At 60.8% G+C, this 26,057-nt stretch carries 21 protein-coding genes and 1 tRNA gene; 9 read left to right on the top strand and 13 right to left on the bottom strand.

Going from position 1 to position 26,057, the window contains the following annotated elements; genetic code table 11:
* Nucleotides 1–28: 28 nt before the first annotated feature.
* Complete coding sequence (locus ACB042_RS17475; protein ID WP_005363178.1) at nucleotides 29–487, top strand: methylglyoxal synthase; 459 nt, start codon at nucleotides 29–31, stop codon at nucleotides 485–487.
* An 89-nt stretch (nucleotides 488–576) separates the two neighbouring features.
* Here the strand turns inward: ACB042_RS17475 and ACB042_RS17470 are convergent, their stop codons facing one another.
* Nucleotides 577–1,728 carry an iron-containing alcohol dehydrogenase gene (locus tag ACB042_RS17470; RefSeq protein WP_371178813.1) on the bottom strand — a complete coding sequence of 384 codons (1,152 nt, stop codon included), beginning with the start codon at nucleotides 1,726–1,728 and terminating at the stop codon, nucleotides 577–579.
* Between the two features lie 143 nt (nucleotides 1,729–1,871).
* Nucleotides 1,872–2,327, bottom strand: coding sequence for a hypothetical protein (locus tag ACB042_RS17465; protein ID WP_267518744.1), 456 nt, complete (start codon nucleotides 2,325–2,327; stop codon nucleotides 1,872–1,874).
* A gap of 473 nt (nucleotides 2,328–2,800) precedes the next feature.
* Between ACB042_RS17465 and ACB042_RS17460 the strand changes: the two genes are divergently transcribed.
* Nucleotides 2,801–4,273 (top strand): C69 family dipeptidase, encoded by a 1,473-nt coding sequence (locus ACB042_RS17460; RefSeq protein ID WP_371178812.1) that lies wholly within the window; start codon nucleotides 2,801–2,803, stop codon nucleotides 4,271–4,273.
* Nucleotides 4,274–4,334: 61 nt separating this feature from the next.
* Here the strand turns inward: ACB042_RS17460 and ACB042_RS17455 are convergent, their stop codons facing one another.
* From ACB042_RS17455 to ACB042_RS17445, 3 genes are read right to left on the bottom strand one after another with little or no spacing between them, the layout of a single operon-like run.
* Nucleotides 4,335–5,081: an SDR family oxidoreductase gene (locus ACB042_RS17455; protein WP_005335978.1), complete on the bottom strand. Its 747-nt coding sequence runs from the start codon at nucleotides 5,079–5,081 to the stop codon at nucleotides 4,335–4,337.
* 56 nt (nucleotides 5,082–5,137) lie between these two features.
* The gene (locus tag ACB042_RS17450) at nucleotides 5,138–5,383 is read right to left on the bottom strand and encodes a DUF3624 domain-containing protein (protein ID WP_005363187.1); all 246 of its coding nucleotides are present in this window, start codon (nucleotides 5,381–5,383) and stop codon (nucleotides 5,138–5,140) included.
* Nucleotides 5,384–5,414: 31 nt separating this feature from the next.
* Nucleotides 5,415–5,936, bottom strand: coding sequence for a GNAT family N-acetyltransferase (locus ACB042_RS17445; protein ID WP_005363198.1), 522 nt, complete (start codon nucleotides 5,934–5,936; stop codon nucleotides 5,415–5,417).
* 186 nt (nucleotides 5,937–6,122) lie between these two features.
* Here ACB042_RS17445 and ACB042_RS17440 point away from each other — a divergent pair, with 186 nt between their 5' ends.
* Nucleotides 6,123–7,562 (top strand): RimK family alpha-L-glutamate ligase, encoded by a 1,440-nt coding sequence (locus ACB042_RS17440; RefSeq protein ID WP_021231661.1) that lies wholly within the window; start codon nucleotides 6,123–6,125, stop codon nucleotides 7,560–7,562.
* A gap of 83 nt (nucleotides 7,563–7,645) precedes the next feature.
* Here the strand turns inward: ACB042_RS17440 and ACB042_RS17435 are convergent, their stop codons facing one another.
* From ACB042_RS17435 to ACB042_RS17425, 3 genes are all read right to left on the bottom strand, one after another.
* Entirely contained in the window at nucleotides 7,646–9,274 is a 1,629-nt protein-coding gene (locus ACB042_RS17435) for an alpha-amylase family glycosyl hydrolase (protein WP_371178811.1), read from the bottom strand.
* A 109-nt stretch (nucleotides 9,275–9,383) separates the two neighbouring features.
* Nucleotides 9,384–11,351, bottom strand: a complete 1,968-nt coding sequence (locus ACB042_RS17430) for a TonB-dependent copper receptor (protein ID WP_371178810.1) — start codon at nucleotides 11,349–11,351, stop codon at nucleotides 9,384–9,386.
* A gap of 245 nt (nucleotides 11,352–11,596) precedes the next feature.
* Complete coding sequence (locus ACB042_RS17425; protein WP_005335997.1) at nucleotides 11,597–11,854, bottom strand: DUF2442 domain-containing protein; 258 nt, start codon at nucleotides 11,852–11,854, stop codon at nucleotides 11,597–11,599.
* Between the two features lie 259 nt (nucleotides 11,855–12,113).
* On the opposite strand from ACB042_RS17425, the gene ACB042_RS17420 reads away from it, so the two are divergent.
* Nucleotides 12,114–14,078, top strand: a complete 1,965-nt coding sequence (locus ACB042_RS17420) for an LTA synthase family protein (protein ID WP_371178809.1) — start codon at nucleotides 12,114–12,116, stop codon at nucleotides 14,076–14,078.
* A 91-nt stretch (nucleotides 14,079–14,169) separates the two neighbouring features.
* Here the strand turns inward: ACB042_RS17420 and ACB042_RS17415 are convergent, their stop codons facing one another.
* On the bottom strand, nucleotides 14,170–14,640 hold the full coding sequence (locus ACB042_RS17415; RefSeq protein ID WP_005336001.1) for an Lrp/AsnC family transcriptional regulator: 471 nt from the start codon (nucleotides 14,638–14,640) through the stop codon (nucleotides 14,170–14,172).
* A gap of 143 nt (nucleotides 14,641–14,783) precedes the next feature.
* Here ACB042_RS17415 and ACB042_RS17410 point away from each other — a divergent pair, with 143 nt between their 5' ends.
* A complete protein-coding gene (locus ACB042_RS17410; RefSeq protein WP_371178808.1) occupies nucleotides 14,784–15,302 on the top strand; it encodes a cyclin-dependent kinase inhibitor 3 family protein in 519 nt (172 codons plus the stop codon).
* Here the strand turns inward: ACB042_RS17410 and metA are convergent, their stop codons facing one another.
* Nucleotides 15,303–16,250: a homoserine O-succinyltransferase gene (gene metA, locus ACB042_RS17405; protein WP_021231656.1), complete on the bottom strand. Its 948-nt coding sequence runs from the start codon at nucleotides 16,248–16,250 to the stop codon at nucleotides 15,303–15,305.
* 144 nt (nucleotides 16,251–16,394) lie between these two features.
* Between metA and ACB042_RS17400 the strand changes: the two genes are divergently transcribed.
* The 4 genes from ACB042_RS17400 to yidA all read left to right on the top strand — a co-directional run bounded on the left by ACB042_RS17400 (nucleotide 16,395) and on the right by yidA (nucleotide 21,682).
* Nucleotides 16,395–17,633, top strand: a complete 1,239-nt coding sequence (locus ACB042_RS17400; protein WP_005336014.1) for a DUF3391 domain-containing protein — start codon at nucleotides 16,395–16,397, stop codon at nucleotides 17,631–17,633.
* A gap of 53 nt (nucleotides 17,634–17,686) precedes the next feature.
* Nucleotides 17,687–18,835: a competence/damage-inducible protein A gene (locus ACB042_RS17395; RefSeq protein ID WP_371178807.1), complete on the top strand. Its 1,149-nt coding sequence runs from the start codon at nucleotides 17,687–17,689 to the stop codon at nucleotides 18,833–18,835.
* Nucleotides 18,836–19,090: 255 nt separating this feature from the next.
* Entirely contained in the window at nucleotides 19,091–20,758 is a 1,668-nt protein-coding gene (locus tag ACB042_RS17390) for a FapA family protein (protein ID WP_371178806.1), read from the top strand.
* A 114-nt stretch (nucleotides 20,759–20,872) separates the two neighbouring features.
* Nucleotides 20,873–21,682 carry a sugar-phosphatase gene (yidA, locus tag ACB042_RS17385; protein ID WP_371178805.1) on the top strand — a complete coding sequence of 270 codons (810 nt, stop codon included), beginning with the start codon at nucleotides 20,873–20,875 and terminating at the stop codon, nucleotides 21,680–21,682.
* A gap of 109 nt (nucleotides 21,683–21,791) precedes the next feature.
* Here the strand turns inward: yidA and ACB042_RS17380 are convergent, their stop codons facing one another.
* The 3 genes from ACB042_RS17380 to ACB042_RS17370 all read right to left on the bottom strand — a co-directional run bounded on the left by ACB042_RS17380 (nucleotide 21,792) and on the right by ACB042_RS17370 (nucleotide 25,878).
* Nucleotides 21,792–24,875 (bottom strand): transglycosylase domain-containing protein, encoded by a 3,084-nt coding sequence (locus tag ACB042_RS17380; protein ID WP_371178804.1) that lies wholly within the window; start codon nucleotides 24,873–24,875, stop codon nucleotides 21,792–21,794.
* Between the two features lie 208 nt (nucleotides 24,876–25,083).
* Nucleotides 25,084–25,401: a PTS system regulator TmaR gene (gene tmaR, locus ACB042_RS17375; RefSeq protein WP_005336024.1), complete on the bottom strand. Its 318-nt coding sequence runs from the start codon at nucleotides 25,399–25,401 to the stop codon at nucleotides 25,084–25,086.
* A gap of 400 nt (nucleotides 25,402–25,801) precedes the next feature.
* Nucleotides 25,802–25,878 (bottom strand) — tRNA-Asp (locus ACB042_RS17370).
* Nucleotides 25,879–26,057 lie beyond the last annotated feature (179 nt).

The raw sequence follows: 26,057 nt of genomic DNA, 5'->3' as shown, positions 1-26,057 counted from the left end.
ACCAATAACAATGCTACGGACGATTTCCATGGAACAGATTGCACGCGAGATGGCGCCCCACAAACGGGTGGCACTGGTGGCTCACGACAACATGAAGACCCCTCTGCTGAACTGGGTGATGCGCCGCAAGGAGGAGCTCAAGCTCCACCATCTCTATGCGACCGGCACCACCGGCACCATGCTCGGCAAGAAGGCACAACTGCCCATCACCTGCCTCTTCTCCGGCCCCATGGGGGGCGACCAGCAGCTCGGCGCCCTGATCGCCGAAGGGAAGATCGATGTGCTGATCTTCTTCTGGGATCCCCTCAATGCCGTGCCGCACGATCCGGACGTGAAGGCGCTGCTGCGCCTTGCGGCGGTCTGGAACATCCCGGTCGCCACCAACGAAGCGACCGCCGACTTCATCATGGACAGCCCCCATATGCGGCAAGCGTTCAGCGTACAGATCCCGGATTACGCCGGTTATCTCAAGGCGCGCACCGAGTGATCGGCTAACCCGTGATGCAAGAGGGCCGCAACAAGCGGCCCTCTTTTATTGGGAAAATGAATCAGCCAGGGAAACAAACCGGCGCCGACTTATAGCGCCCGGGCGAGGATCCGCGCTACCTGATCCGGGTCGATATCCTGCTGCTCCCCGAGTGCGGTGCGCCCGACCCGCTTGAGGTTGGAGCAGACCGCCGGAATGCAGCTTTCGCTGAGGCCATAGTCGGCAAGCCGGGTACCCAATCCCATCTTCTGGAAGAACTGCTCGGTGCGGATGATCGCCTCCTCGATGCGCAGGGCCTTGTCCTCGCGGGTCGAATGCCACACCCGTTCGGCAAACTGAGCCAGCTTGTCCTGCTTCTGGCTCGCCCGCTCACGCAGCAATGAGGGGAGCACCACCGCCAAGCTCTGGCCGTGGTCGAGCCCGTAAAGCGCCGTCAGCTGATGACCGATGGCGTGAGAGGCCCAATCCTGCGGCACCCCGCAACCGATAAGGCCGTTGAGCGCCAGACTGGCCGCCCACATCAGATTGGCCCGCACCTGATAGTTGGTCGGCTCCGCCAGCGCCTTGGGGCCGTTCTCCACCAGCACCTGCAGCAAACCTTCCGCCAGCCGATCCTGTACCTCGCCTCCCACCGGAAAGGTGAGGTACTGCTCGGCAATATGGACGAAGGCATCCACCACCCCGTTACCGGTCTGGCGCGGCGGCAGGCTGTAGGTGGTGGTCGGGTCGAGCACCGCAAATTGCGGCTGCACTAGCGGGCTTCTGAAGGAGACCTTCACATCCCCCCGGCTCACCACCGAGGTGGGATTGCTCTCGGAGCCGGTGGCTGGCAGGGTCAGCACACAGCCCATCGGCAGCGCCTTGAGCACGCTCGCCTGTTTACCGCAAATATCCCAGGGATCATCCCCCTCATAGCAGGCGGCCGCCGCGACAAACTTGGTGCCATCCACTACCGAGCCACCGCCGACCGCCAGCAGGAAGTCGATGCGCTCGCGTTTCACCTGCGCCACCGCCTCCATCAACAGCTCGTATCTGGGATTGGCGCCGATGCCGGAGAACTCCTGCCACGTCACCCCCTCCAGCGCCCGGGTCAACTGCTCATACACCCCGTTCTGCTTGATGCTGCCTCCGCCGTAGAGCACCAGCAGCCGGCTGCCGGGCGGGATCAGTTCGGGCAGGCTAGCGATCTGCCCCTCGCCAAAACAGATACGGGTCGGATTGGCATATTGGAAGTTGTACACGGCGGACTCCTCGACTGGCTCAATGCGCGGACATTGTGCGCTTGTGGGGAGGTGAGGTCAAAAGAGGTGGCAGAAGCTTGCCCATCGGCGGTCGACACTGGCCCATCGGTGCCGACCGGGTAGATCTCAGAACAGCGGCAGGATCAGGCGGTTTTGGCCTCATCTGTGGATGAGCTCTTCTTGCCGGTCAGGCGATCCATCGCCTCCTTGAGCATCGCCTCTCGCAGCTCGTTGAGCGGCTTGCTCTGCTCCGCCCGCTCTTCCGGCGTCAGCTTCTTGTTGTCGGCGATGGTCTTGAGCTTCTCTTCGATCTCGTTGAACTTCTTGCGATCGAAACCAAGCGCCTTGTCCACCAGCTGCTGCACCACGCCCCCCTTGTCGGAGCTCATATCGAGCGCCGGCGGCAACTTGTTGTTCTTGGCCAGATGTTCGTAGGTCAGCACCTGCTGGGCCTGACCGGTCATGCGTTGGGTGGAGAGGCTGACCATCTCCTCCCAGCCACCACCCTGACCGCCGCTACTGGCACTGTTGAGGGTAGCGAGGGCGCGGTTGTTGGATGCGCTCTGGGCAAGCTGCTGGCTGTAGGGTTTGATATCCATGGGGGCTCCAATTCGGTGCGCATCTGCGGCAATGGGCACAGGCTGATCCGGTCACATGGGGCGTCAAGCCCCACCATTATCAATTAAACCAGCAAGTTACAGGCCAACTTGTCAGATAGTGCGAGATCCAGAGATATGGCGGATCTCACCACGTCCCCCACGCAAACTGGCGTCAGAATCATGACTCATCTGCTGCCGGTTCACGCTGTTTTGGCACATTTCGCCGTCCGCGCACCACGACGCCAGAGAAAAGTCAGGAACAGCAGCTCGATCACAAAATAAACAACCACTCGGGAATACAATTTTGGCGCACATCACAACCAGCCAGCCGTGTCATGGATGATCTGTTCGAAAAAACAATAACAGGCAGACCAATCTGTCGTGCTCACTCCGCTGCCAGTTCGGAGTTGCAGCCTCCCCACACCTCATCCCCTCGTCTGACTCTCACTCACCGCAACCCTTCAGGTACACCTATGAAAAAACACACCTTGAGTCTTCTCTCCGCCACCCTGCTCACCCTGCTTGGCACCAGTGCCGACGCCTGTACCGGCCTCATCGTCGGCAAGGGGGCCAGTGCCGATGGCAGCGTAATGATCGCCAGAAATGAGGATTTTGGCGTCAACAACTGGAACAAGTACCTCGCCTTCCGGCCCGCACAGCAGAATGAGGGCAAACTCTGGAAACTGGGCAACGGGCTGGAAGTGCCGATGCCCAAAGCATTTTTCGCCTACTCCGCCATCCACGACTGGGATGCGACGTCCAGCGATCCGGCAGGCAAATATTATGAGGAGCGCGGCATCAACGAGTTCAACGTCGCCATCTCGGCCACCACCAGTGCCGAGGTCAACGACAAGGCCCGGAAAGCCGATCCGCTGATCGAGAAGGGCGTGATTGAAGCCATCATCCCCACCCTGATCCTGCCGCAGGCCAAAACGGCCAAAGAGGGGGTCGAGCTGCTTGGCCGCTATGTGGAGCAATATGGCGCCGGTGAAGGCAACAGCCTCTATCTGGCGGATGTGAACGAAGCCTGGCTGATGGAAATTGGCTCCGGCCACCACTGGATCGCGGTGCGGGTGCCGGACGACAGCTACGCCATGGTGGCCAACGGCCTGCGCATTCACGGCGTCAATCTCGACAGCGCCGATGTGCTGCACTCGGCCAAGCTGCTGGAGTTCGTGCGCGAACACAAACTGCTGGATAACGCCGACCCGAAAGAGTTCAACTTCGCCAAGGCGTTCGGGGTGATTGCCGATCCCTACAACGTGGATCGGGAGTGGCTCGGCCAAAAAATGCTGACCGCCTCCCACAAACAGGCGACCCGGCAGGCGCAATATCCGCTCTTTATGAAACCAGATGCCCCCATCACCGTGCCGGACGTAGCCAAGGTGCTGAGCGCCACCTATGAGGGCACGTCGCTGGCGGGCAAGGCGGAGCGGCCGATCCGGGTCGATCGCCAGCTGGAATCCCACGTCATCCAGCTGCGCAAGGAGATGCCCAAAGAGCTGCAGGGATTGATCTGGCAGAGTTACGGCGTGCTGGCCGAATCTGTGATGGTGCCGCTCTACAACACCCTGGAAAACTATCCCCTGCCCTATCGCACCGGCAACGACAGCTACTCCGATGATTCCGCCTACTGGCAGTTCCGCAGCCTGACCGCGCTGGCCAGCGCCGATCCGGACAAGTACCTGCCGCTGCTGCGCGGCGTCTGGAGCAAGGAGAGCAACAAGCTCTATAAGGAGGTCGCCATCCTCGACAAGAGCCTAAAGCAGGCCTACGCCAGCGACAAGGCTACCGCCATCGGGCTGGCCGCCGACTACTCCTATGGCCAGTTGGAGCAGACCTATCAGATGGCCAAAGAACTGCGCTACAAGCTGATGACGGATCTCACCAAGCGCAGCGAGAAGAAGTATTCGCCGGAGGAGTTCAAAAAGATCATGAGCCTGTGACCGGCTCGCCAATGCAAAGAGGCTCCCACGGGAGCCTCTTTTGTTTCAGCCAATGCAGCGATCAGCGGCGGCTGATATTGAGCGGGCCGAAGGTCTGGGCCACCGGCATGATCTCGATGCTGTTGATGTTGACGTGGGCCGGTTGCTGACTCACCCAGAGCACGGTATTGGCGATATCTTCCGGCTGGATCGCCTCCACCCCCTGATAGACGGAGGCCGCCTTGGCATCGTCACCGTGGAAGCGCACGTTGGAGAACTCGGTGCCGCCGCACAGGCCCGGCTCCACGTTGGTGACGCGGATGGCGGTACCCGCCAGATCAGCGCGCAGGTTGAGGCTGAACTGCTTCACGAACGCCTTGGTGGCGCCGTAGACGTTACCGCCCGGATAGGGGTAGGTACCCGCGATGGAGCCGATATTGATGACATGGCCGCGATTGCGCGCCACCATGCCCGGCAGTAGCAATCGGGTGAGCAGGGTCAGACCGCTGATGTTGGTGGCGATCATCTGCTCCCAATCTTCCAGATCCGCCTTGTGGGCCGGCTCCAACCCCAGCGCCAGACCGGCGTTGTTGACCAGCAGATCCACCTCGCTCCAGGCGGCTGGCAGGCCGGCGATGGCGGCGCGGGTGGCCGCCTTGTCCTGCACGTCGAACGCCAGCGGCAGGAACTGCTCGCCCAGCTCGTCAGCCAGCGCAGCCAGCCGCTCGGCGCGGCGACCGGTGCCGATCACCTTGTAGCCCGCCTGCACCAGCTGGCGGCTGATGGACTCACCAAAACCGGACGAGGCGCCCGTTACCATTGCAATCATCTGAACCTCCATATCTACACCGATATTGTTATTTATCTGTTTGAATCTATTCAGATTCATTCATCGCTCAATTCACGTCCGGTCGCCTTGCGCCAGACAAATACCACCAGATGGAGCAGCAACAGGCCCGAGCCACCCAGCGCAAACAGCAGGCCGGTGAGGGCGTTGACCGAGGTGTCGGCGCCGCACCACCACCAGACCAGCCAGCCAATCAGGCCGATGACGAAGGTCTGGCCGGCGCAGACCGGACAGCGCCCCAGCTTGGCCCTGATGGCGGTGGCAAGACAGTTGTCGCAGCTCATCCTGCTCCTCGATTCTGCTCGTTCAACATGATCAGTTGGCCTGTGCAGAGGGCTTGCGCGCCTGAGTGCGAGCCACTCTGCGCCGCTCACGCTCCTCGTCGCTCACCAGCGGCAGCACCAGCCGGTGGGCGTGCTGGTCGCGGCCATAGTAGTCCGCCAGCCGCTGCTGGGGACGAAATCCCAATCCCTGATAGAGCGCCAGCGCCTCCTCGTTGGCATCCCCCACTTCGAGGCGAATCGCCCCCCAGCCAGCGGCCTTGCCCTCGCGGATCACCTGCTCCAGCAGACGGCGGGCCCAGCCCAGACGGCGCACCGTCCAGCGGATGGCCAGCGCCTGAATGACCAGCCGATCCCAGCCTCTGTGCTCCAGCAGGCAGAGATAGCCCATCAGCTGATGTTTCTCGTCCAGCAGCAACAGGGTGCGCCCCTTGGCGTGGGCCAGCAGATAGTGCCAGCGGCTGCGGCCAAAGGCGACTTCAGGGGGAAAACAGTAGCGTTCCAGATTAACGATGGCGCCCAGATCATCGGTTCGGGCAGCACGTACGGTCAACACGGGGAGTCCTTGTTCGGTTATTTATCTTCAGCACCAAAAATGCGACTTGTATCACAAGTTACCAAGGCGTCATATTAGGCACTGTAACCTCTTGTTTCCCCTCGCGCCATTGTCGTGCTTGTCGGTGCATCGAAGCCCACTGGGGATCCTGCCTGTTCAGGCAGTCTGATCTGTGGAGCCGAAAATATGAGTACCTATGTCATCGTCGAAGAGCTGGGCGACTGGCCTTGCCATGCCGATTATCTGCTGACCGCCCGCACCTATCTGCAACATGGCGTGCCGACCACCGGCGGCCGACCCCGCATCATCAACCTCTGCCGCAATCTGGAGCACCTTAGCGCAGGCTACTACTGCTCGCTGCTGGCCCAGGCACGCGGCCACCACTGCCTGCCGGGTCTGCAAGCCATCAGCCGACTGCAACCCCAGCAGCCACCGGCCAAGCTGTGGCGCAAGGCGCAGGGGTGGCTGGCCCAGCAGAGCGAGGATCGGATCCGGGTACGCGCCATCTTCGGCCAGTGTGAACAGAGCGAGCTGGCGGGACTGGCCCGCTACTACTATGGCCTCAGCCAGTTGCCGCTGCAGGAGCTGACCCTCAAGCGCGGCCGCCACGGCTGGTCCGTGCGCCAGCAGCAGAGCCTGTCGCCGCTGGAGCTGAGCCCAAGCGAGAAAGAGCTGATGCTGCACCACGCTCAGGCACTGGTGGGGACCGGTGACGAGGAGCAGGCGGCGCCGCTCTACCAGCTCGCCATTCTGGTCGACCCCGATGATGGCCGTGCCAGCAGTGACGGGCTGGCGCTGGAGCGCTTTATCCGGGCTGCCGCCGCCCAAGGCATCCGGGCCGAGATCCTGCCACCGTCGGCCATAGAGCGGCTGCCGGAGTTCGACACCCTCTGGCTGCGTGCCGAAACCGCGGTCGGCCACTACACCTTCGAATTTGCCCATCGCGCCGAACAGCTCAAGATGCCGGTGATCGACAGCTCCCGCGCCATCCTCGCCTGCAGCAACAAACTCTATCTCTACGAGCTGATGGTGCGCAGCGGCGTGCCCATGCCGCCCACCATGGTGGTCACCCGCCGCGGCCGCCACCATGTGGACGAGCTGGTGCAGCGGCTCGGCCTGCCGCTGATGGTGAAGGTGCCCGACGGGGCACAGGGGCGCGATCTCGCCATGGCCAGCGACGAGCAACAGCTGGCCCGCCTGCTGGACGAGGGGTTGGGCCGCTCCGCCCTGCTGCTGGTGCAGAGCCGGATCCCCGCCGAGTTTGACTGGCGCATCGGCTTTCTCGACGGCTCGCCGCTGTTCGCCTGTCGCCGCTACCGGCCCGAACCCGGCAACCGCATTCGCCGCCGCAAGCACCCTCTCGACATGAGCCGCATCGAGGCGTTACCGCTCAACGAGGTGCCGGAGCGGGTGCTGCAGACCGCCCGCCGCGCAGTGCATCAGCTCGGCAATGGCCTCTACGGGCTCGATTTGCGCCAGCAAGGGCGCGACTGCGTGCTGCTGGAGATCGTCGATAACCCCTGGATCCGCGGCGATATCGAAGACAAGGAGGCGCAGGATCTCTACGAGCGACTGGCCCGTGCCTTCCGCCAGCGGCTGGAAAACCGGGGCCAGACAACCGCATAACCCGCCACGACCTTGTCGCCCACAATGACAGAGAGGGCCCCGCGATGGGGCCCTCTCTCGTATCAAAGCGTGCTGCCGCAGACTTATTGCAGACGCAGGAAACGCCCGCTCAAGGGGGGAAGCTCCACCGTCACGCTGCTGCCGCCGATGGCCAGACTCTCTCCACTTTGCAGATCCACCAGCGCGCTGCCGCTGCGCAGTTTGCCCGTCGGCAGGTTGTAGCTGAGCGCCGTGGTGGAGAGGTTAAGCAGGTAGACTATCTGCTCCCCTGCCGTCTGCTTGATGTCACCATAGAGGCTGCCATCGGCCACCAGTTTGACTCGCTCTCCCTGATAGAGAGCGGAGTGCGCGGCACGCATCTCCAGTAGCTGGGCCAGCCACTCTTTCAGCTCGGCTTGTTCGCTACTTGGCACAAAGCCGGTGACAGCGGGCACCTTGCCGTCGCTGCGGGCTACATGATCGTCGCACAAGCCCTGCGCTGCGCAGTCACCACCGACCTTGGCGGCAAAGCCCGGCACCTCGTCGCCAAACTCCTCGCCATAGTAGAAGGTGATGGGGCCGGAGCGGGCCGCCATAAAGCTGAAGGCTGCCTTGTGGCGCTGCCAGTACTCGGTCGATTTGAAGTTGCCGCGCTCCAGCAGATCGCCAAAACGCACCAGATCGTGGTTGCCCAGCATCAGGTTCGGCATGGCATGATTCGGGTAGTTCTCCACCTTGTTCCAGCTGGCGTCAAGCACGCTGGCCCCCTGCCCGCCCTTGCCGGACTCCTCGACCGCCAGCGCCTGCAGGATGCCGTAGCGCAACGGGAAGTCAAAGGCCGAGGAGAGCGCCGGATTGTCGCTGCTGCCGTAAGCCTGGGCGCGAATGTCATCAGCCCCCTTCCACACCTCGCCCACCATGTAGCCAAGGGTGCCCCACTGCTGACCGGCGGCCTTGCGCGCCGCGCTGGCCTGCTCCACCTCGCTGCGAATGGCGCGCCAATCATCCAGCCCAAGCTGATAGGCCTGATCGAGGCGCCAGCCGTCGATACCGTACTGCTCGACCCAATAGCGGGCCACCTCCTTGAAGTAGGCGAGGCTCTCCGGCTTGCTGTAATCCACCAGCTGGCCGGGATAACCCGCACCGCCGCTGGTGAGGGCTGGCAGACGCCCCTCTGGCGAGGGCTTGCTCACCCCCACCTTGTTGACGTGGCCAAACACCCCGTCGAGGAAGACGTAGAGGCCGCGCTGATGCGCTGCATCCACCAGCTGTTTGAGCTTGGCATTGCTGCCAAAGTTGGGATCCACGGTAAAAAAGTCGCAGGCGAAGTAGCCGGTGGCATCGAGCTTGTTATCGCCGCCTTGCCCCGCGCAGGAGTCGAACACCGGGGTGAGCCAGATGGCGTTGACGTTGAGACTCTTGATGTGGTCGAGACTGTCGATGATCCCCTGCAGATCGCCGTTGTGCTGGGAGGGGCCATAGCCGACGCCGTAGTTGGCACTGCCGTCACCATCGGCAAACGACTCCACCATTACCTGATAGATGCGCAGGTTGCAGGCGGGTTGAGCGTCGCCATAGCAGGCACGACTGGCCGTGGCGACCGGAGGGTGGGTGACCGGCGGATTGACGACGGGGGAAGAACTCTCCCCACCTGAACTACCGCTGCCGCCGCAAGCCGCAAGTAACAGGGCGGCCCCGAGCAGGCCGCCATAGCGTAACGTTCCCTGTTTCATTGTTATGTTCCCGCTGTGAGAGCAGGCGTCTGATACGCCTGTTTTTCACCATGATAGCGATGCTCACACAGCGGTGTCTGTGACTGAAAACGTTATCTGACTCAACTGGTTAGAGCACACCCGCTGAGGCAAAACGGTAGTTGACCGAGAGCCAGTACGAGCGACCCGGCTCGGGGATGCGGCCGCTCTGTTCATAGCCCAGCCCCGCCTGACTGGCGTGCACTGACTTGGAGAGGTGCTCGTAGTAGAAGGTGTCGAACAGGTTGTCCACCCCGGCCAAAAGCTGCCACCCCTTGGCAAACTGCCAGGCGCCGCTCAGGTTCATGGTGAAGAAGCCCGGAGTCTCCCCCTGATCCTGACCCGCAACGGTGCCGGACCAGAGATCTACCCGATCCTGCGCCGCCACCGCGCGCCCCAGCAGGGTGAAACTCAGCGCTTCGTCCGGCTGCCAGCCCAGCGCCAGTTTGCCATCGAGCGGTGGCATCTGGGCCAGCGGCTTGTTGTCGCTCTGGTTTTCGCCGTAGACCACAGCCAAACCACCATCGAGACGCCACTGCTCGGCAAACTGCCAGCGCCCCTCCAGCTCGCCACCCCGGGTCTGGGCATCGATATTGCGCACCTTGTTCGACTTGCTGTTGTAGAGCAGGTAGTCCTTGATATCGGCGCTAAAGAGGGAGAGGGTCAGGTCCAGCTCGCGACTGCGCAGGGCCAACCCCGCATCCCACTGGCGACTGCGCTCCGGGTTGAGGGTGAACGGGGTACTGTCCTTGCTGCGCTCCCAGTAGTCCGGCGCCCGCTCTGCCTGCCCCCAGGCCAGATAGCTGGACCAGCGGGGCGACCACTGGTACTCGTAGCGGCCAAACCCGCTGTTAAGACTCAGGGTATCGCTGTAGAGGGTCTGTTCACCGGCGCCATAGCGGGTGGTCTCGACCCTATCCTGACGGTAACCGCCCTTGTAGCTGTGAGCCCCCTGCTGACGACCCAGCTCGGCGAAGCCGCCCTGCTGCTCGAAACGCAGGGTGCGCTGGCGATCCTTGGTGGCATAGTCGACCCCACTCCGACTGCGGTGCTGATCCCGGTTGCTGTCGAGCCCGGCGGTCAGCAGCCAGTCTGCTGGCAAGGCGATGTCGTTGGCCCAGCGACCGCCGGTGTTGCGGCGATCCGGGTTGGAGAGCATCTTCATGCCGCTGTTTTGCCGCAGGCTGAAGTTGTCCATGATGTGGTCGATGTAGTTGTCCCACAGGGTCAGCTCGCTGCGCTGCCAGTGAGTGGTGATCTGCTCCTGCTTGAGCTTCAGCCCGAAGGATTCGCGATCAAACATGGGGCCATCCATGGTGCGGTCCGCATAGGCGGCACGGGCATTGCTACGCTCGGCGGTGAGTTCCAGCCAGGTGTGCTCCCCCGGCGTCCAGCCCAGCTGGGCGGTGCCGTTCTCGCGGCGATAGAAAGATCGCACCTCGTTGCCGTGACCATCGCGGTAATCGTCGCTGTCGGAGTGGGTGAACTGACCGCGCAGATAACCGTCGGTCGAGCCCGCCGTCATATCCACCATCTGATCATCACGGCCAAAGCTGCCATAGAGGGCCGAGGCATCGGCCTTGAGGCCCGGTGCGGTGAACTCGGGTCTGTCCCGCTCGAACAGCACAGTTCCCGCCAGGGTGGCACCCTGCTCCAGGGATTGCGGCCCCTTCAGCACCCGGATCCGATCAAAGGATTGGGGGAACACATAGGCGGTGGGCGGGTCCATCCGGCCACCACACCCACCGGCCAGCATGCCGCCATCCATCTGCACGTTGAGGCGGGACATCCCCATCCCCCGCAGTACAGGGTCGCCACCAAGCCCCCCTTTGCGCACCATGCTCATGCCGGTGACATTCTTCAGATAACCGGCGCCGTCGGCAGCGGGCATGGGGGAACCGGGCTTCTTGGGATCCAGTGTCACCTCCAGGGTGCTGGCGGGGCGGGTTGCCACCACCACCATGGGATCCAGCTGTTGCACCTGTTCCTGACCGGCAGCGCCGTGACAGGCGAGTCCACCAACCAGCAGGGCAAGGGGTGTGCGCATATGACAAGCCATACATTTTCCTTATGTATTTGTTTGTTTTGTTATTTTCATTCAACCAACTAAACCTTTCAGCAAGGGAAAGGTTTGCCGTCAGGCCGTAAAAAAGGCCTGCGGCGCGAAAGCGGCAAGCCTCTGTCAGATGAAGCGAAGGCAAGTTGGCAAAATGTTGCGCAGGTTTTACCCAAGTTGGCTCAGAAAGGCAAACGGGCAAACATTCCAGTAACAGGAATCTGGCGTTGGCTCACAAAAAATGGGGATTAGCTGAAGGCTTCCCGCTCATCGATGGGAGAGATGAGGTGATAGACCTCATGGGCTGACAAGGTACATCCAACAGGCCACTCCAGCTGGTGGTGACGGTTGATGAAGACCCGGGCGCAGTGACGCTCGCTCTCCAGCTTTGCAAATAGCGGCTGGGTTCGCCAGGGGGTCAGATCCAGCACCCCCGTGGTGCCATCCGATAACACCAAAAACAGGCGCCATCCCCGCACATACTCGACATCGATAAAGACCGGCATCCCTTCGGCTCCGATTGAGATAATTCGCGGCAATTATAAACACCAACTCCCCATCCATACACGCTGTGGCTCACATTTTACCCAGCAGATTATTCTGTGCTCATTAGTGGCGCGACATCACATTTTTAGATGACAAATGTGTTAATGCCGACTTTTAACAAACTTGAATGCAACCTTAACCAATTCGATCTGTCATAACCTCACAACAACTAAAAAAACGTCTGTGGACAGACGTTTAGAGTCTCATTCAGGAACAAACATGACAGATCTAAAACAGCGACTCGGCCCGTTCTGGCCCTTCGCCGTCTTCTGCGCGCTCGCGATTTTCTCTCTCTCTTTCAGCCGAATCGCCCTCGGTATGTGGCAACTGGAACGGGTGGATGCCGTGGCCGGTTGGCAGGAGATGCTGCTGCAAGGGATCCGGGTAGACTTTGCGACCCTCTGCTGGGTCTGGGGTGTCCCCGCCATGCTCACTCTGCTGCTGGCAGGCCCCCATGCCATCGGCCGAGGCTGGCTGCAACTGATGCGCGTCTGGCTGACCGTCGGACTCTGGCTGATGCTGTTCCTCGAGATCTCCACCCCCTCGTTTGTCACCGAGTATGGCGTGCGTCCCAACCGTCTCTATGTGGAGTACCTCATCTATCCGAAAGAGGTGTTCGCCATGCTGTGGGCGGGCCGCAAAGCCGAGCTGCTGCTGGCGGTACTCTTCAGTGGCGCCGTGCTGACCGGTGGCTGGTGGCTGAGCGGCCGTCTGGTACGTGGTCTCAGCTTCCCCCGCTGGTATCTGCGTCCGGCCTTCGCCCTGCTCATTCTGGCCATAGGTTTTCTCGGTGCCCGCTCCAGTCTCGGCCACCGCGCCCTGAACCCGGCCATGGTCGCCTTTGCCGAGGATCCGCTGGTCAACTCGCTCACCGTCAACTCCGCCTACTCCCTCTTCTTTGCCATCAAACAGATGGGCGCCGAGGAGGATGCCGGCCAGTTTTACGGCGAGATGACCCCTCAGAAGGTGCTCGAGGTCATGCGCAAGGAGAGTGGCCGTCCGGCCAGTGATTTCAACTCCGATCTGCTGCCCAGCCAGACCTTCAACCAGGCGAGCTTCCAGGGTAAACCGAAGAATCTGGTGATCCTGCTGCAGGAGAGCCTGGGCGCCCAGTTTGTCGGCTCCCTCGGCGGCCTGCCGCTTACCCCCAACATCGACGCCCTGTCGCAGCAGGGCTGGGCCTTCGAGCAGCTCTACGCCACCGGCACCCGCTCGGTGCGCGGTATCGAGGCAGTACTGACCGGCTTCACGCCGACCCCGGCACAGTCGGTGGTCAAACTCGGCAAGAGCCAGACCAACTTCTTCACCATCGCGGACCTGCTCAAACAGCGGGGTTACGACACCAGCTTTATTTATGGCGGCGAGAGTCACTTCGACAACATGCGCAGTTTCTTCCTCGGCAACGGCTTCACCACCATCGTCGAACAGAAGGATTTCGACAATCCGGTGTTCAAAGGCTCCTGGGGAGCTTCCGACGAGGATCTGATGGCCAAGGCCGACGAGACCTTCAAGGCGCTGCACAAGGAGGGCAAACCCTTCTTCAGTCTGGTGTTCAGCTCCAGCAATCACGATCCGTTTGAATTCCCGGACAACCGCATCGAACTCTTCGAGCAGCCCAAGCAGACCCGCAACAACGCGGCCAAGTATGCGGATTACGCCATCGGCGAGTTCTTCAAAAAGGCGAAACAGTCCGAATACTGGAAAGACACCCTGTTCCTGGTCATCGCCGACCACGACAGCCGGGTCGGTGGCGCCAGTCTGGTGCCCGTCCCCCGCTTCCATATCCCCGGCGTCATTGTGGGCGACGGCATAGTGCCGAGAAAAGATCCGCGCGTCGTCAGTCAGATCGACATGGCGCCGACCCTGCTCTCCCTGATGGGGATCAGTGCCGACTACCCCATGCTCGGCAAGGATCTGACCCGTATGCCCGCCGACTGGCCGGGGCGCGCCATCATGCAGTACGACAAGAACTTCGCCCTGATGCGCGGCAAGGATGTGGTGATCCTGCAACCGGAACGGGCGGCAGAGGGCTATGTCTACGATGATGCCAACGAGAAGCTGACCCTTGCGGCGCAGCCGGACGCCTTGAAGGAGGATGCCCTTGGTCTGGCCCTGTGGGGCAGCATGGCCTATCAGAAGAGCCTCTATCAGACGGCCAAGGATGAACGCACCGCCGCCAATTGAGCCACCCGTGCAAATTCAATCGATAGCAGAATGGAAAAAACCGCCAGCTGGCGGTTTTTTCCATCTATTCAGACTGTCGGCCCACTGGCCGTTATGGCTGGGGAAAGCAAGGCAGGGAGCGGCTGAACTTGTGCTCGAATACCAGCGAGGTTTCGAGGTGCACCACCTCCTCACGGGAGGTGAAGTGATCGAAGACGAAGTTGCGCAGGTGCTCGGTATCGGAGACACACAGGTGCACCAGAAAATCATCCTTGCCCCCCATGTGGAACAGACTGATCACTTCGGGCAGCGCCAGAATGGCATCGCGGAAGGCATCGATGATCTGGCGGCTGTGGCGGGCCAGCTGCAGGGAGACCATGGCCTGAATATGGCCACCGAGGGCCTGATAATCCACTTCGCAGTGTGCCCCCTTGAGCACGCCATCCTGCTGCAACTTGCGCACCCGCTCCAGACAGGTGGAGGGGGCAACACCCACCAGCGCGGCCAGATCCTTGTTGGTCATGCCCGCATCCCGAAACAGATGGGCCAGGATATCCAAATCCAGTTGATCCAGGTTTCTCATCTTAACTCCTTGAATCGCTCAATTTTTTAGACTCTGCCCGTAAACCGGGGCAAACACAACGGCCATTGACATCCCCCCTGCCCCGCCTATCCTTGGCGCCATTCACCGGTCGCAGCCCTGCGGCCACCACGCGAGGATCCGCCATGCACCCGTATCACCCCTTCTGGAGCCTTGAGGTTCCCCGTGTCGACGGTCAGCTGCTGCTGACCCCCTGCCCCGGCACCCAGCAGGTGCCGCTGACCCTGGCGCTCGATCAACTGCGGTTGGCCGGTGCCCACGGGGTGGTGACCCTGATGACAAGCGCCGAGTTGATCCGACTCGAACTGGCGCAGCTCGGCCAGCAGGTCGAGCACGAAGGGATGCGCTGGTTCCATCTGCCCATCGAGGATGATCTGGCCCCCGATGCCGCCTTCGAAGCTGCCTGGCAACAGGCGCTGCCACAGCTGCGCGAGCTGCTGGGGGATGGCAAACATCTGGTCATCCACTGCAAAGGGGGCAGCGGTCGTACCGGTCTGGTCGCCGCCGCGCTGCTGATGACCCTCGGCCAGCCACAGCAAGAGGCGATGGCCGCCATCAAGGCCCACAGACCCAAGGCGTTTACCCTGGCCTGCCACCGCCAATGGCTCGACCAGCTGGCCCAGCGGCTGGCGCAGGGCGACTGACTACTTGCCTCCCTGGTCGTAGGTAAAGACCTTGCCGATATCTTCCACCCGATAGCTGGTGAGCTGATAGACGTAGTAGTTGAGCCAGTTGGCAAACAGCAGATGACCGTGGCTGCGCCAGCTGGCGCGCGGGGTCTTGCCCGGATCGTTATTTGGGTAGTAGTTGACCGGAATGGCCGGTTCGAGCCCCGCCGCCAGATCCCGCTGATACTCCCCGTCCAGCGTCAGGGCATCGTACTCCGGGTGGCCGGTGACAAACACCTGACGACAATCCTTGGTGGCCGCCAGATAGACCCCCGCCTCTTCTGACTCGGCAAAAATCTGCAAGTCGGTATGGGCGCGGATCAGATCGCCATCAAACGCCGCGTAACGGGAGTGCGGGGCGACGAACTCGTCATCGAAACCGCGCAGCAACGGCTCGTGCTCATCGAGGCGATGGTGGCGGTAAACCCCGGAGAGCTTCTCACCGTGGGTCTGCTTCTCCATGCCATACAAGGCTTTCAGCGCCGCCTGCACCGCCCAGCAGAGGAACAGGGTGGAGGTGACATGCTGATGGGACCACTCGATGATCTCGACGATGCGCGGCCAGTAGACCACCTCCTCGAACTCCACCAGCCCGAGCGGCGCCCCGGTAATGATCATGCCGTCGTAGTTATTGCCACGCACCTGCTCGAAGTCGTGATAGAAGTTCTCCAGATGGGCCTGCGGTGTGTTCTTTGACTCCCTGTCATCGATGCGCAGCAGATCCACATCCACCTGCAGCGGCGAGTTGGAGAGCATCCGCATCAGCTGGATCTCGGTCTCAATCTTCTTTGGCATCAGGTTGAGGATGAGCACCCGCAGCGGGCGGATGTTCTGGGTGACGGCCCGGGATTCCGTCATCACGAAGATGTTCTCCTGCCCCAGCACTTCGGCGGCGGGTAACTGATCCGGGATCTTGATCGGCATGCTTACTCCCTGTACTGCATCAGTAAATATGTCTGGACATCCAGAAGCCTATAATAAAGCTCCTGCCCTGTCATCAGATACCTTTTGTATTCACTCCCGCCTTTGACTAGCATACGGCTCAGTGTGTCTCCTGCTTCCAAGATAATGACCGGTATCAAGATTTCCGTAGATCGACTGCAAGTCGGCAACTATGTATCCCTGCCACTGGGGTGGCGCGAACACCCGTTCCTGTTTTCCAGCTTCAAGATCAAAAGTGAAGAAGAGATCGAGCTGATCCGCCGTCTCGGCCTGAAACTGGTCACCATCATTCCCGACAAGAGCGACGTTCCGCCCAAACCTCTCAATCAGGTACAGCCTCAGCAACAAGAGAGCGCAGACGCAGCCCAGCGCCAGGCCCAGATGCAGCAGGAGAAGGATCGCCGTATCGAGCAGTTGCAACTCTATCGCCGCAATCTGCAGCAGTGCGAGAAGCAGTTCCAGCAGTCGCTGGCGCAGGTGCGCAGCGTGATGAGCAAGATCCAGTCCCGCCCCCTCAATGCCATCGGCGAGGCGCAGGAGCTGGTCAATGCCATGACCGAGCAGCTGCTCTCGGTGGACGAGATGGTGCTCCATCTGGTCTCCGACAGCGAGGATGGCAACAACCTCTACTTTCACTCCCTCAATGTGAGCGTGCTCAGCATGCTGCTGGCCAAGGAGTGCTGCATGACGGCCGACGAGATCCGTCAGGTCGGCATGGGGGCGCTGTTCCATGATATCGGCAAGTTGAAGATCCCGAGCCAGATCCTGCGCAAGACCGAGCCGCTGACCAAGCCGGAGCAGAACCTGATGGCCCAGCACCCGCGCTACGGGCTGGATCTGCTCAATCTGGCCAAGGATTTCCCGGCCGAGGCGAAGGGGATCGTGCTCCATCACCACGAATATCTCGATGGCAGCGGGCCGGAAGGGCTCAAGGGTGGCCAGCTCGATCCGCTGACCCAGATGGTGTCGCTGATCAACGAGTACGATAACCTCTGCCACATGCAGGCCAAGGTGCCCTACTCGGCCCTGAGCGGCCTCTACAAGCAGCGCAAGGCGCAGTTCAATCCGGAGTACCTCAGCATGCTGATCCGGTTGATGGGGATCTACCCCCCCGGCAGCGTGGTGCAACTCTCCAACGGTCAGGTGGGGCTGGTAATGTCGGTCAACGCTTCCCGCCTGCTCTACCCCTCGGTGCTGGTCTACGATCCGCGCATTCCCCGTCAGGAAGCGGCAATCATCGACCTGCAGCAAGCCGAACTGTCAATCGCCAAGGTGATCCACCCCAAACGGCTGCCGCCCGCCGTGTTCGAGTACCTCAATCCACGTACCCGGATCAGCTACTACTTCGAGCACAACAAAGCCTGATTGTGTTGGCCCGAGGCCAACCATTGCCACCCGTTTAATCCAAGGAGCCTGCCATGCGTATCGAGATCATCAGTACCGGAGACGAGATAGTGACGGGTCTGGTGGTTGATACCAATGCAGCCTGGCTCAGCGCTCTGCTGCTGGAACAGGGCTGGCAGGTGCGCCGTCGCCTGACGGTAGGGGACAACCTCGCCGACCTGAAAACGGTGCTGCAAGAGAGTGCCAGCCGCGCCGAGGTGGTGCTGGTGTGTGGCGGGCTCGGGCCCACCGCCGACGATCTCACCGCTCAGGCCGCCGCCGAGTCCTTTGACCTGCCGCTCACCCTCTTCCCCGACTGGCTCGCTACCATCGAAGCGCGCTACGCCAGCCGTGGTCGCCCCATGGCACAAAGCAATGCCAAACAGGCCTGGTTGCCGCAGGGGAGCGAAATCCTCGACAACCCGGTCGGCACCGCCTGCGGCTTTGTGTTGCGAAGTGGCCAGAGCCAGCTCTTCTTCACCCCGGGCGTGCCGTTCGAATTCAAGCAGATGGTGCGCGAGCAAATTCTGCCGCGCCTCAAACAGCTGGCCGGAGCACAGATCGATACCGAGCTGCGTCGCTTTTACACCTTCGGCATCTCGGAATCAGCCCTCAGCGATATGCTGGATGCCGAACCCTGGCCAGCCGGCATCGAGCTGGGTTACCGCTCCTCGATGCCCCTTATCGAGCTGAAACTGATCGGCCACGGCGCCAATACCGCTGACATGGAGAGTGCAGAGCGCCGACTGCTGGATACGATCCGACCCTGGCTGGTTGGCAGCGGAGATACGGAACCGGCGCAGCAGATCCTGGCGCTGCTGCAAGGCAAACCGCTAGCTCTGCTGGAGGGAGAGAGTGGCGGCGCCCTGCTGACGCTTTGTCACGGCCATCCCCGGCTGGAGGCCAACTTCAGTACGCAACTAGCCGATGAGCTGGCGCAACTGCCGACCACCGATGCGGGCCTGCAACTGACCATAGGGCGAAAAGGGCCGGAGGGGGTGCCACTGCTGCTCAGCGCCGATGGCATGCACGTCGGTCAGACGGTCAAGGTCAGCCACCCCGACCCGGAGAGCCGCCGCAAGATCCTCGCCTTCGCCGCCCTCGATATGCTGCGCCGCCATCTGCTGGGATTGCCGGTACTGGCCGATTACCTCACCCTGGCCAGAACAGCCCAGCGCAGCTGATAAGAACCGCCATTCCCCTGCCAGCGACACTATGTCGCTGGCGCTGCGATCCGTCTTTTCACTCAGTTTCCAAACAGCGCCCACATTTATCTGGCCGCCATCACCGATTTGACTTCAATTCATTGACCATTCAGAGGAAATATCTGAATACTGCCCACTCTCAGGGTTGGCGACTCGCTTTATTAATCATTGAGAGATTAAATGACAGTAGAGGAACGAGCCGATCGTTCCGTTCTCATCCAGCAAGGAGATGCGGTGTTAAGCAAAGAGTGGTTGCTGCTATCAAGCGATATGGAACTGGTCTGCCTGCGGATTGCCGCCGGTCTCACCAAACCTGTCACGGAACAGGATGTGCAGGCTCTGCTGCTCGCTTCCAACTGTCGCCGCTATCAGCCGCAGCCCGAGGGGATCAAACAGGCCATCAGCCTGCTTAATACCCTGCTCACCAACCCTGCCGCCCCCGTCCCCACCAACCCCATCCCTGTCGGCAAGCGTCAGGATGCCCGACTCGCCGTAATCGTGGAGAAGGATCGCATGAGCGCCATCGCCCAGATCACTGCCGACTGGGGTGGCAAGTATGTGACGCTGGAACAGCTGAAAGAGGCGATCGCCATCAGCGAAATCAAACAGGGGGTGAGTGAGCAACTGCTCACCGCTGCCATCCAGTCAGCCAAGGAGGCCGCCCCCGGCAGTCAGCTCAAGCTGGTGATTGCCAACGGCCAGCCTGCCGTCAATGGTCAGGACACTCGCTATGAGCGGCTGGTGGAGACCCCGGCCGAACGGATCCTCAAACCGCAGGAGTTAGGGCATGGCAAGGTCGACCTGCGGGATCTCGGCTCCATCGTCACCGTCAAGGCAGGCGCTGCGCTGATGCGCCGTCATCCGGCCACCGTCGGGGTACCCGGTTTTACCGTGACCGGTCAGGACCTGCCCGCCAAGGATGGCAAAGACAGTCCGATGAGTGCTGGCGAGGGCACCTTTATCTCCCCCGACGATCCCGACCTGCTGATTGCCGGTCGGGCTGGCCTGCCCTGTCAGGAAAAAGCAGGCATGAAGGTGGACGAGGTGCTCAACGTCAAACAGGTGGATGCCCGCCACGGCCACATTGATTTTGAAGGGGGATTAATCGTCAGCGGCGACGTCAACCCGGGCATGAAGATCCGGGTCAGCGGTGACATCGTCATCGGTGGCTTTATCGAAGGAGGCTGGATCGAGGCAGGGGGCAGCATTACGGTACGTCACGGCGTCATTGGCCGCCGCAACGAGCAGGGGGAGTACCTTTGCCAGCTCAATGCACAAGGAGAGATCCACGCCAGCTACGCCCAGTATGCCCAGCTGGAGGCGGGGGGAGATATCCAGATCCAGAGCCAGCTCAGCCACTGCTACTCCCGCAGCGGACAAGACATCAAGGTGGGCGATAGCAACATGCGCAAAGGCACTCTGCTGGGGGGGACCAGCATTGCCAATCGCCTGATCATGGCCCCCAGCCTGGGGGCCGAGGCCGCCAACCATACCCGGCTGCAGATCCTTGGTGGCTACTTCACCCACAAGGAGCAGGAACACCAGCTCAAGCAGCGCCAGCAGGCGTGTCAGGCCCAGCTGGAGAAAATCAAGGAGCTGGTCATGAAGTTGCTGCAACTGCCCGGCGACAAGCGCAATCCGGATACTCTGCGCAAGCTCAAACCGATCCGGGATCATCAGCTGGCCGAACTGGCCCAGCTCGATGAGCAGCTCACCGCCAACCAGGAGGAGCTGCGAAACTTGATGGCTCAGATGGAGGTCATTGCCACCCAACACCTCTACTCCGGCATCGAGGTCGAGATGGCCAGCTTCAAACGCAAGGTTACCATCACCCGAGGCCCTACCCGCCTGACCATCCATGATGAAACCCTGGAGATGACCCCTTACGAGGGACACAAATAGCTCAACCGGCACGGCCCCATCGCTGAACCGGCCGTGATCCCGCCGCCGATTTTCGCTACACTCGCCACTTCCTTGGCCCCACCGGGCGGGCCACCCAGACTCAGGTAGTGAGAGATGTACAAGCTGATCGCATTGGATATGGATGGCACCCTGCTCAACCCGCAGGGCCAGATTACTCCCCGCACCCACGCCGCCATCAGCGCCGCGCGCGCCAAAGGGGTAACCGTTGTGATGGCCTCCGGCCGCCCGCTGGAAGGGATGAGCCGCTATCTGGAAGAACTCGGCCTCACCACAGAGCATGACTACGTCATCTGCTACAACGGCGCTCTGGTGCAACAGGTGGCCGATCAGCGCATCATCCGCAGCCAGCTGCTGACCGGCAGTGACGCCAGCGTCGTCGCCAAACTGGCTGATGAGCTGGAGGTGAACGTCCACGGTTTCTCGGTCACCCGCGGCCTGATCAGCCCCCGTGTCAGCACCTACACCGAGCACGAATCCCGCCTGATCGGCATGCCGATCAATCTGATCGACTTCGCCACCCTGCCTGCCGACGAGCAGATCATGAAGGTGATGATGATCGACGAGCCGCCCCAGCTCTCCCGCGCCATCGAGCGACTGCCTGCAGAGCTCTATGAGCGCTATACCGTGGTACAGAGCGCCCCCTTCTTCCTCGAGTTCATGAACAAGCAGAGCAACAAGGGAACCGGCGTCGCCGCGCTGGCCGAGCACCTAGGCCTGACCGCCGATCAGGTGATCTGCGTCGGGGATGCGGGCAACGATCGCCACATGATCGAATACGCAGGCCTCGGTGTGGCGATGGGCAATGCCACCGACGAGATCAAGGCTCTCGCCCAGCACACCACTGCCCGCAACGATGAAGATGGCGTGGCTCAGGTGATCGAGCAGTTCGTACTGAATGCCTGATCGCAATCGAGCGCCGCTGCGTCCGATAAGGAAATAAAAACGGGGAGGCTGTCAGCCTCCCCGTTTTTTCTGGTCAGTTATCTGCGTGATGAGCGGTAATTCGCTCACATCACTGGTTCGCCAGACACTGGGTATGGGAGCCCGGTTGCAGGTAAGGCGTCAGCAGGGGAGCCATCCCCTTGAGCACCTGCACCGGCAGCGCCGAGGTGAAGCGGAACTTGTCAGACTGGCTACCCGGTACATAGGCGGTCAGGGTACCGAAGTGATCCTCACCCAGATAGAAAACGAAGGTCGCGGTGCGGTTGCGCGCCAGTGAGCTGGTCACGTTGCCATAACGACCCACGGTTTCAATCCGGTTATCCCCGGTTCCAGTCTTGCCCCCCATCTGCAGCACAGTGCCGTCCGGCAGGGTAAAGGCACCGGCGATACGTCTTGCCGTGCCCCCTTCGACCACCTTGGAGAGCGCACTGCGCAGGGCGGCCGCCACCTCTGCTGGCATCACCCGGGTTCCCTCGGTGTGCTGCGGCTCAAACTCGGTCTCGAAGGGCGTCCCCTTGGCGAACGAGAGGTGCTCGATACGCAGGGTTGGCGAGCGGACACCGCCATTCTGGATAATCCCCATCAGCTCGGCCAGTGCAGCCGGACGGTCACCGGAGCTGCCCAAGGCAGTCGCCAGCGAAGGCACCAGATGGTCGAACGGATAACCGAGCTTGGCCCAGCGCTGATGGATATCGAGGAAGGCTTCAACCTCCAGCATGGTGCGGATCCGGCTGTCACGGGCACTGCGATGACGGGTCTTGAACAGCCAGCTGTAAACCTCTTGCCGCTCGTCACGACTGGCCGCCACCGCGTCGGCAAAGGTCGCCTTGTCGAACTCCTTGAGATAGGCCAGCAGCCACAGCTCCAGCGGGTGCACCCGGGCGATGTAGCCCTGATCCGGCAGTGAATACTTGCCCGGACCATAGCTCACATAGAGCTGATTGACCCGTTTCGCACTCAGCTTCTCCCGCGGCAACCGCTCCGCCAGGAAGGCAGCAAATGCGGCTTCGCTGGCTTCCGGCATCAGGTAGCGGTGAACCGCCGCCAGACGTACAGCACTCGGCTTGAGACCGTCGAGGAAGGTATCGAGCTGCTCCTCGGGAGTCTTGCCGCGATATTTGCGCCAGAAGCGCAGCAGATAGGTCTGCCCCTCTTTGTCGGCAAATTTGGCCAGATACTCCTGACGGCGGGGATCTTTGTCATCCTTGAGCAGCTGGGCACGGTTGCCCTCCTTGTAGAGGCTGTAGCGCACGATATCGCGCATCAGTCGCACAAAGGGCAAGTTAATCGACTCACGCAGAGAGTCACGCAACGTCGGAATGCGATTGTTATCCTCGCGGCGGAAGTTGTTGAAGGTGTGCATGCCGCCACCGGTAAAGAACCCTTCGTTGGGGCTGGCGGAGTATTTGCGATCCAGCGCCGCTTCCAGCATCACAGGCAGGCTCTTGTCCTGAGCCGTCATCAGATAGGAGATGGCCCAGCGGCTGAGGTTGTCCTGAGAGACGGCAGCCAGCTTGCGCAGATTCTCGACCGGCATCCCGGCATAGTTGTCGTGCAGTTCAGCCACGATCTCCAGATAGGTAGTCAGCACCCGCAACTTGGCGGTTGAGCCCAACTCCAGCTTAGAGCCTTCGTTGATATCGAACGGCTGATCGGTGTTGTCGGTCTGCACCCGCACCTTGAACCCTTCCGGCGACTTCTCGAACAGGGTGAAGCTGTAGCGTACATCACCGGTCTTCTCCGGCGAGAGCAGGCGCTCACCAAACAGCCCTACCTGGGCGGCAAACGTCGGGTCGGCCAGCTGTTGCAGATAACGGGAGATTTCGTTCTGCAGCGGCATGTTGAGGCTGGTATCGGCGGTCAGATCCATCCGGTCGAGGTCATAGAGCTGCACCCCGAGCTGGCGGCTCAGGCGAGTACGGGCAACCTGCAACCCCTTGTTATTGTTCACCCGAGTGATAGCAGGGGACTGCAGGAAATCACGAAACGTAATCTTGGCCTTGAGCGCCGCCTCCATCAGAGGTGGCGTGATCATCCCCTCCTGCACAAACAGGCGCAAGTAGCTGTCGGTCAGGGTAGCCAGCGCCTCTCGCCCTTGAGCCAGATAGTAAGAGGGACGGCGGTGCGCAATCATCAAAGAGACAACCTGACGCAGGGCAAGCCCCTGTTCGGCCAGCGGCGCATTCTGGTTGCGGGCGGGATCCAGCAGACGGTTCACATCATCGACGTTGGCCCCAAACCAGACCCAGAGACCATCTCCCAGACCATGCACTTCACCATATCCCGGCGCAGCCGAGAGCGGTACCGAGTTGAGGTAGGCCCAAGCGACCAGTTTGCGCGCTTCGAGGGTTTCCGGCCCGAGACGATAAGCCCGCACGCTGGCAGAGGCCATCTGACGGACCTTCTCGGTCGGCGACAGGGTCAGGCCATCCGGCGAGTGGCGATACTTCTCCACCTGGGTCGCCAGGGTACTGCCACCGGCAGATTGATCCTGCATATCGAGCGCCTTGCCCACCTGGGAGAGCGCCGCCTTGGCAAAACGGGGCCAGTCGACCGCCGGGTTGGCCAACGGCTCTTCGTTGCTCAGCAAGTCGCGGTTCTCGATAAACAGCAGCGACTGGATGACGAGCGGCGGAATGGAATCAAAATCCGGATAGTGATGGGTCGGATACTTGAATTGATAGAAGGGCTCGGCACGGCAATCGTGCAGCGTCAGGCCAGCCTGCACCTTCTCGGTATAGGGCACGAAGAAGCCACGACTGGCGTAGTCATAGAGCGCGTCGGAGAAATGCACCTGCTTGCTGACTTCATAGCCCCGCTGAAGCAAACGCTCCTGCATCATCGGCAGTTGCACATAGCCGAGCCGCTTGTCGAACGGGCCATCCTCAGGGAAAGCGATCTGCTTGCTCTGGCCAGGCTCGACCTGATAGGTGAGCTTGGCGGCATAGCGGGAGATCTCCTGAGATTGCAGCTTCGAGGTTTTCATCTCATAGCCAACCAGAGCGATCACCGCCCCCAGGCACAATAAAAAGAGAAAACAGAACAGCCAACGCCACCAGGGACGACGCTTGCGCTTTGGGTTCCCGTCCGAGGTCTGGACAGATGAATCTTGAGATGCCACTTGTGTCAAATCCGTCTGTTCTGATGCGCCCATATCAGCCCCACCATGGTTGCGCAATTTATTGTGTTTCACTCAAGCTTAGTCTTTTCAAGTCAATGGCTTGAAACTATTGACCGCTTTGTAGTGATGGTAACAGGGCAATTCTAAAAAGGGGAGCCGATTGTTGCAGGAGTGGCAGAGATCCGAGCTGATAACAAAACACCGGCCAGTGGCCGGTGTCTCTTAAGCGAAAGCGCAACGCTTATTTGTGAGAGCTCATGCCCTTCAGCTTGGTGCTCAGCTCTTTACGCTCTTTGGAGAGCTCGGCGTTCTTGATGATGTGGTCATCCACGCGCTCTTCATAGTCGGCACGCATGTTGGCGATGATCGCCTGCACATCATCAATGCTCATGCCCGGCTTGATGTAGTCGCTCAGGTTGTCGAGCAGCAGCACGCGCTTCTGGTTGTCACGGATCTTCTTCTCGTTATCCGCAATTTCACGCTTGAGTTTGTTCTGGCGACGGGACATACGCACATATTCCAGTACATCGCTGAAGGTGGACTTGTTTACTTGTTCCATATCGATACCACTGACTTAAGGTTGATAAAAACTGGCCAAGTTACACCTGGAACCCGGCAAACTCGGCGCGGGACAGGCAAACTCAAGATGCCCTTACTCTACCGAGTTATAAGCGAGATACAACCCTAATCGCGCGCCATGAACAGAGTTTGGCCAAAAGTAAACCAGTTAAAATGGCCAGTAATCCATCAGATAAGAGCTTGATATAGATAGAAAATGGAGGAAATGCCAGGATTTTAGCTTTCTTCCTGCAGATAAATGCTAACACTGGCTGCTTAACACGCTAAAAACAGCAGAGCCCAGTCTCACGACTGGGCTCTGCTGTGCAAATCGGTGGTTCTTATGGACAAAACCGCCCATAGCAAAAAGGCCTTCCCAATCGGGAAGGCCTTCAAATTAGTGGCGGAGCGGACGGGACTCGAACCCGCGACCCCCGGCGTGACAGGCCGGTATTCTAACCGACTGAACTACCGCTCCGCATTCGGTTAGCTTTCGCTAAATTGTTTGCCGCTTTTTCTGAGGTGTCATCCTCGCAGCCAGTGACATGATTCTTCACATCGCTGTTTAATTGGGTGCCTGGCAGTGTCCTACTCTCGCATGGCGAATGCCACACTACCATCGGCGCTACCGCGTTTCACTTCTGAGTTCGGCATGGG

This window comes from Aeromonas sp. S13(2024) (assembly GCF_041402405.1).
Lineage (GTDB): Bacteria > Pseudomonadota > Gammaproteobacteria > Enterobacterales > Aeromonadaceae > Aeromonas > Aeromonas veronii.
The sequence above is the reverse complement of the archived record's forward strand: the minus strand, read 5'-3'. Positions and strand labels throughout refer to the sequence as shown.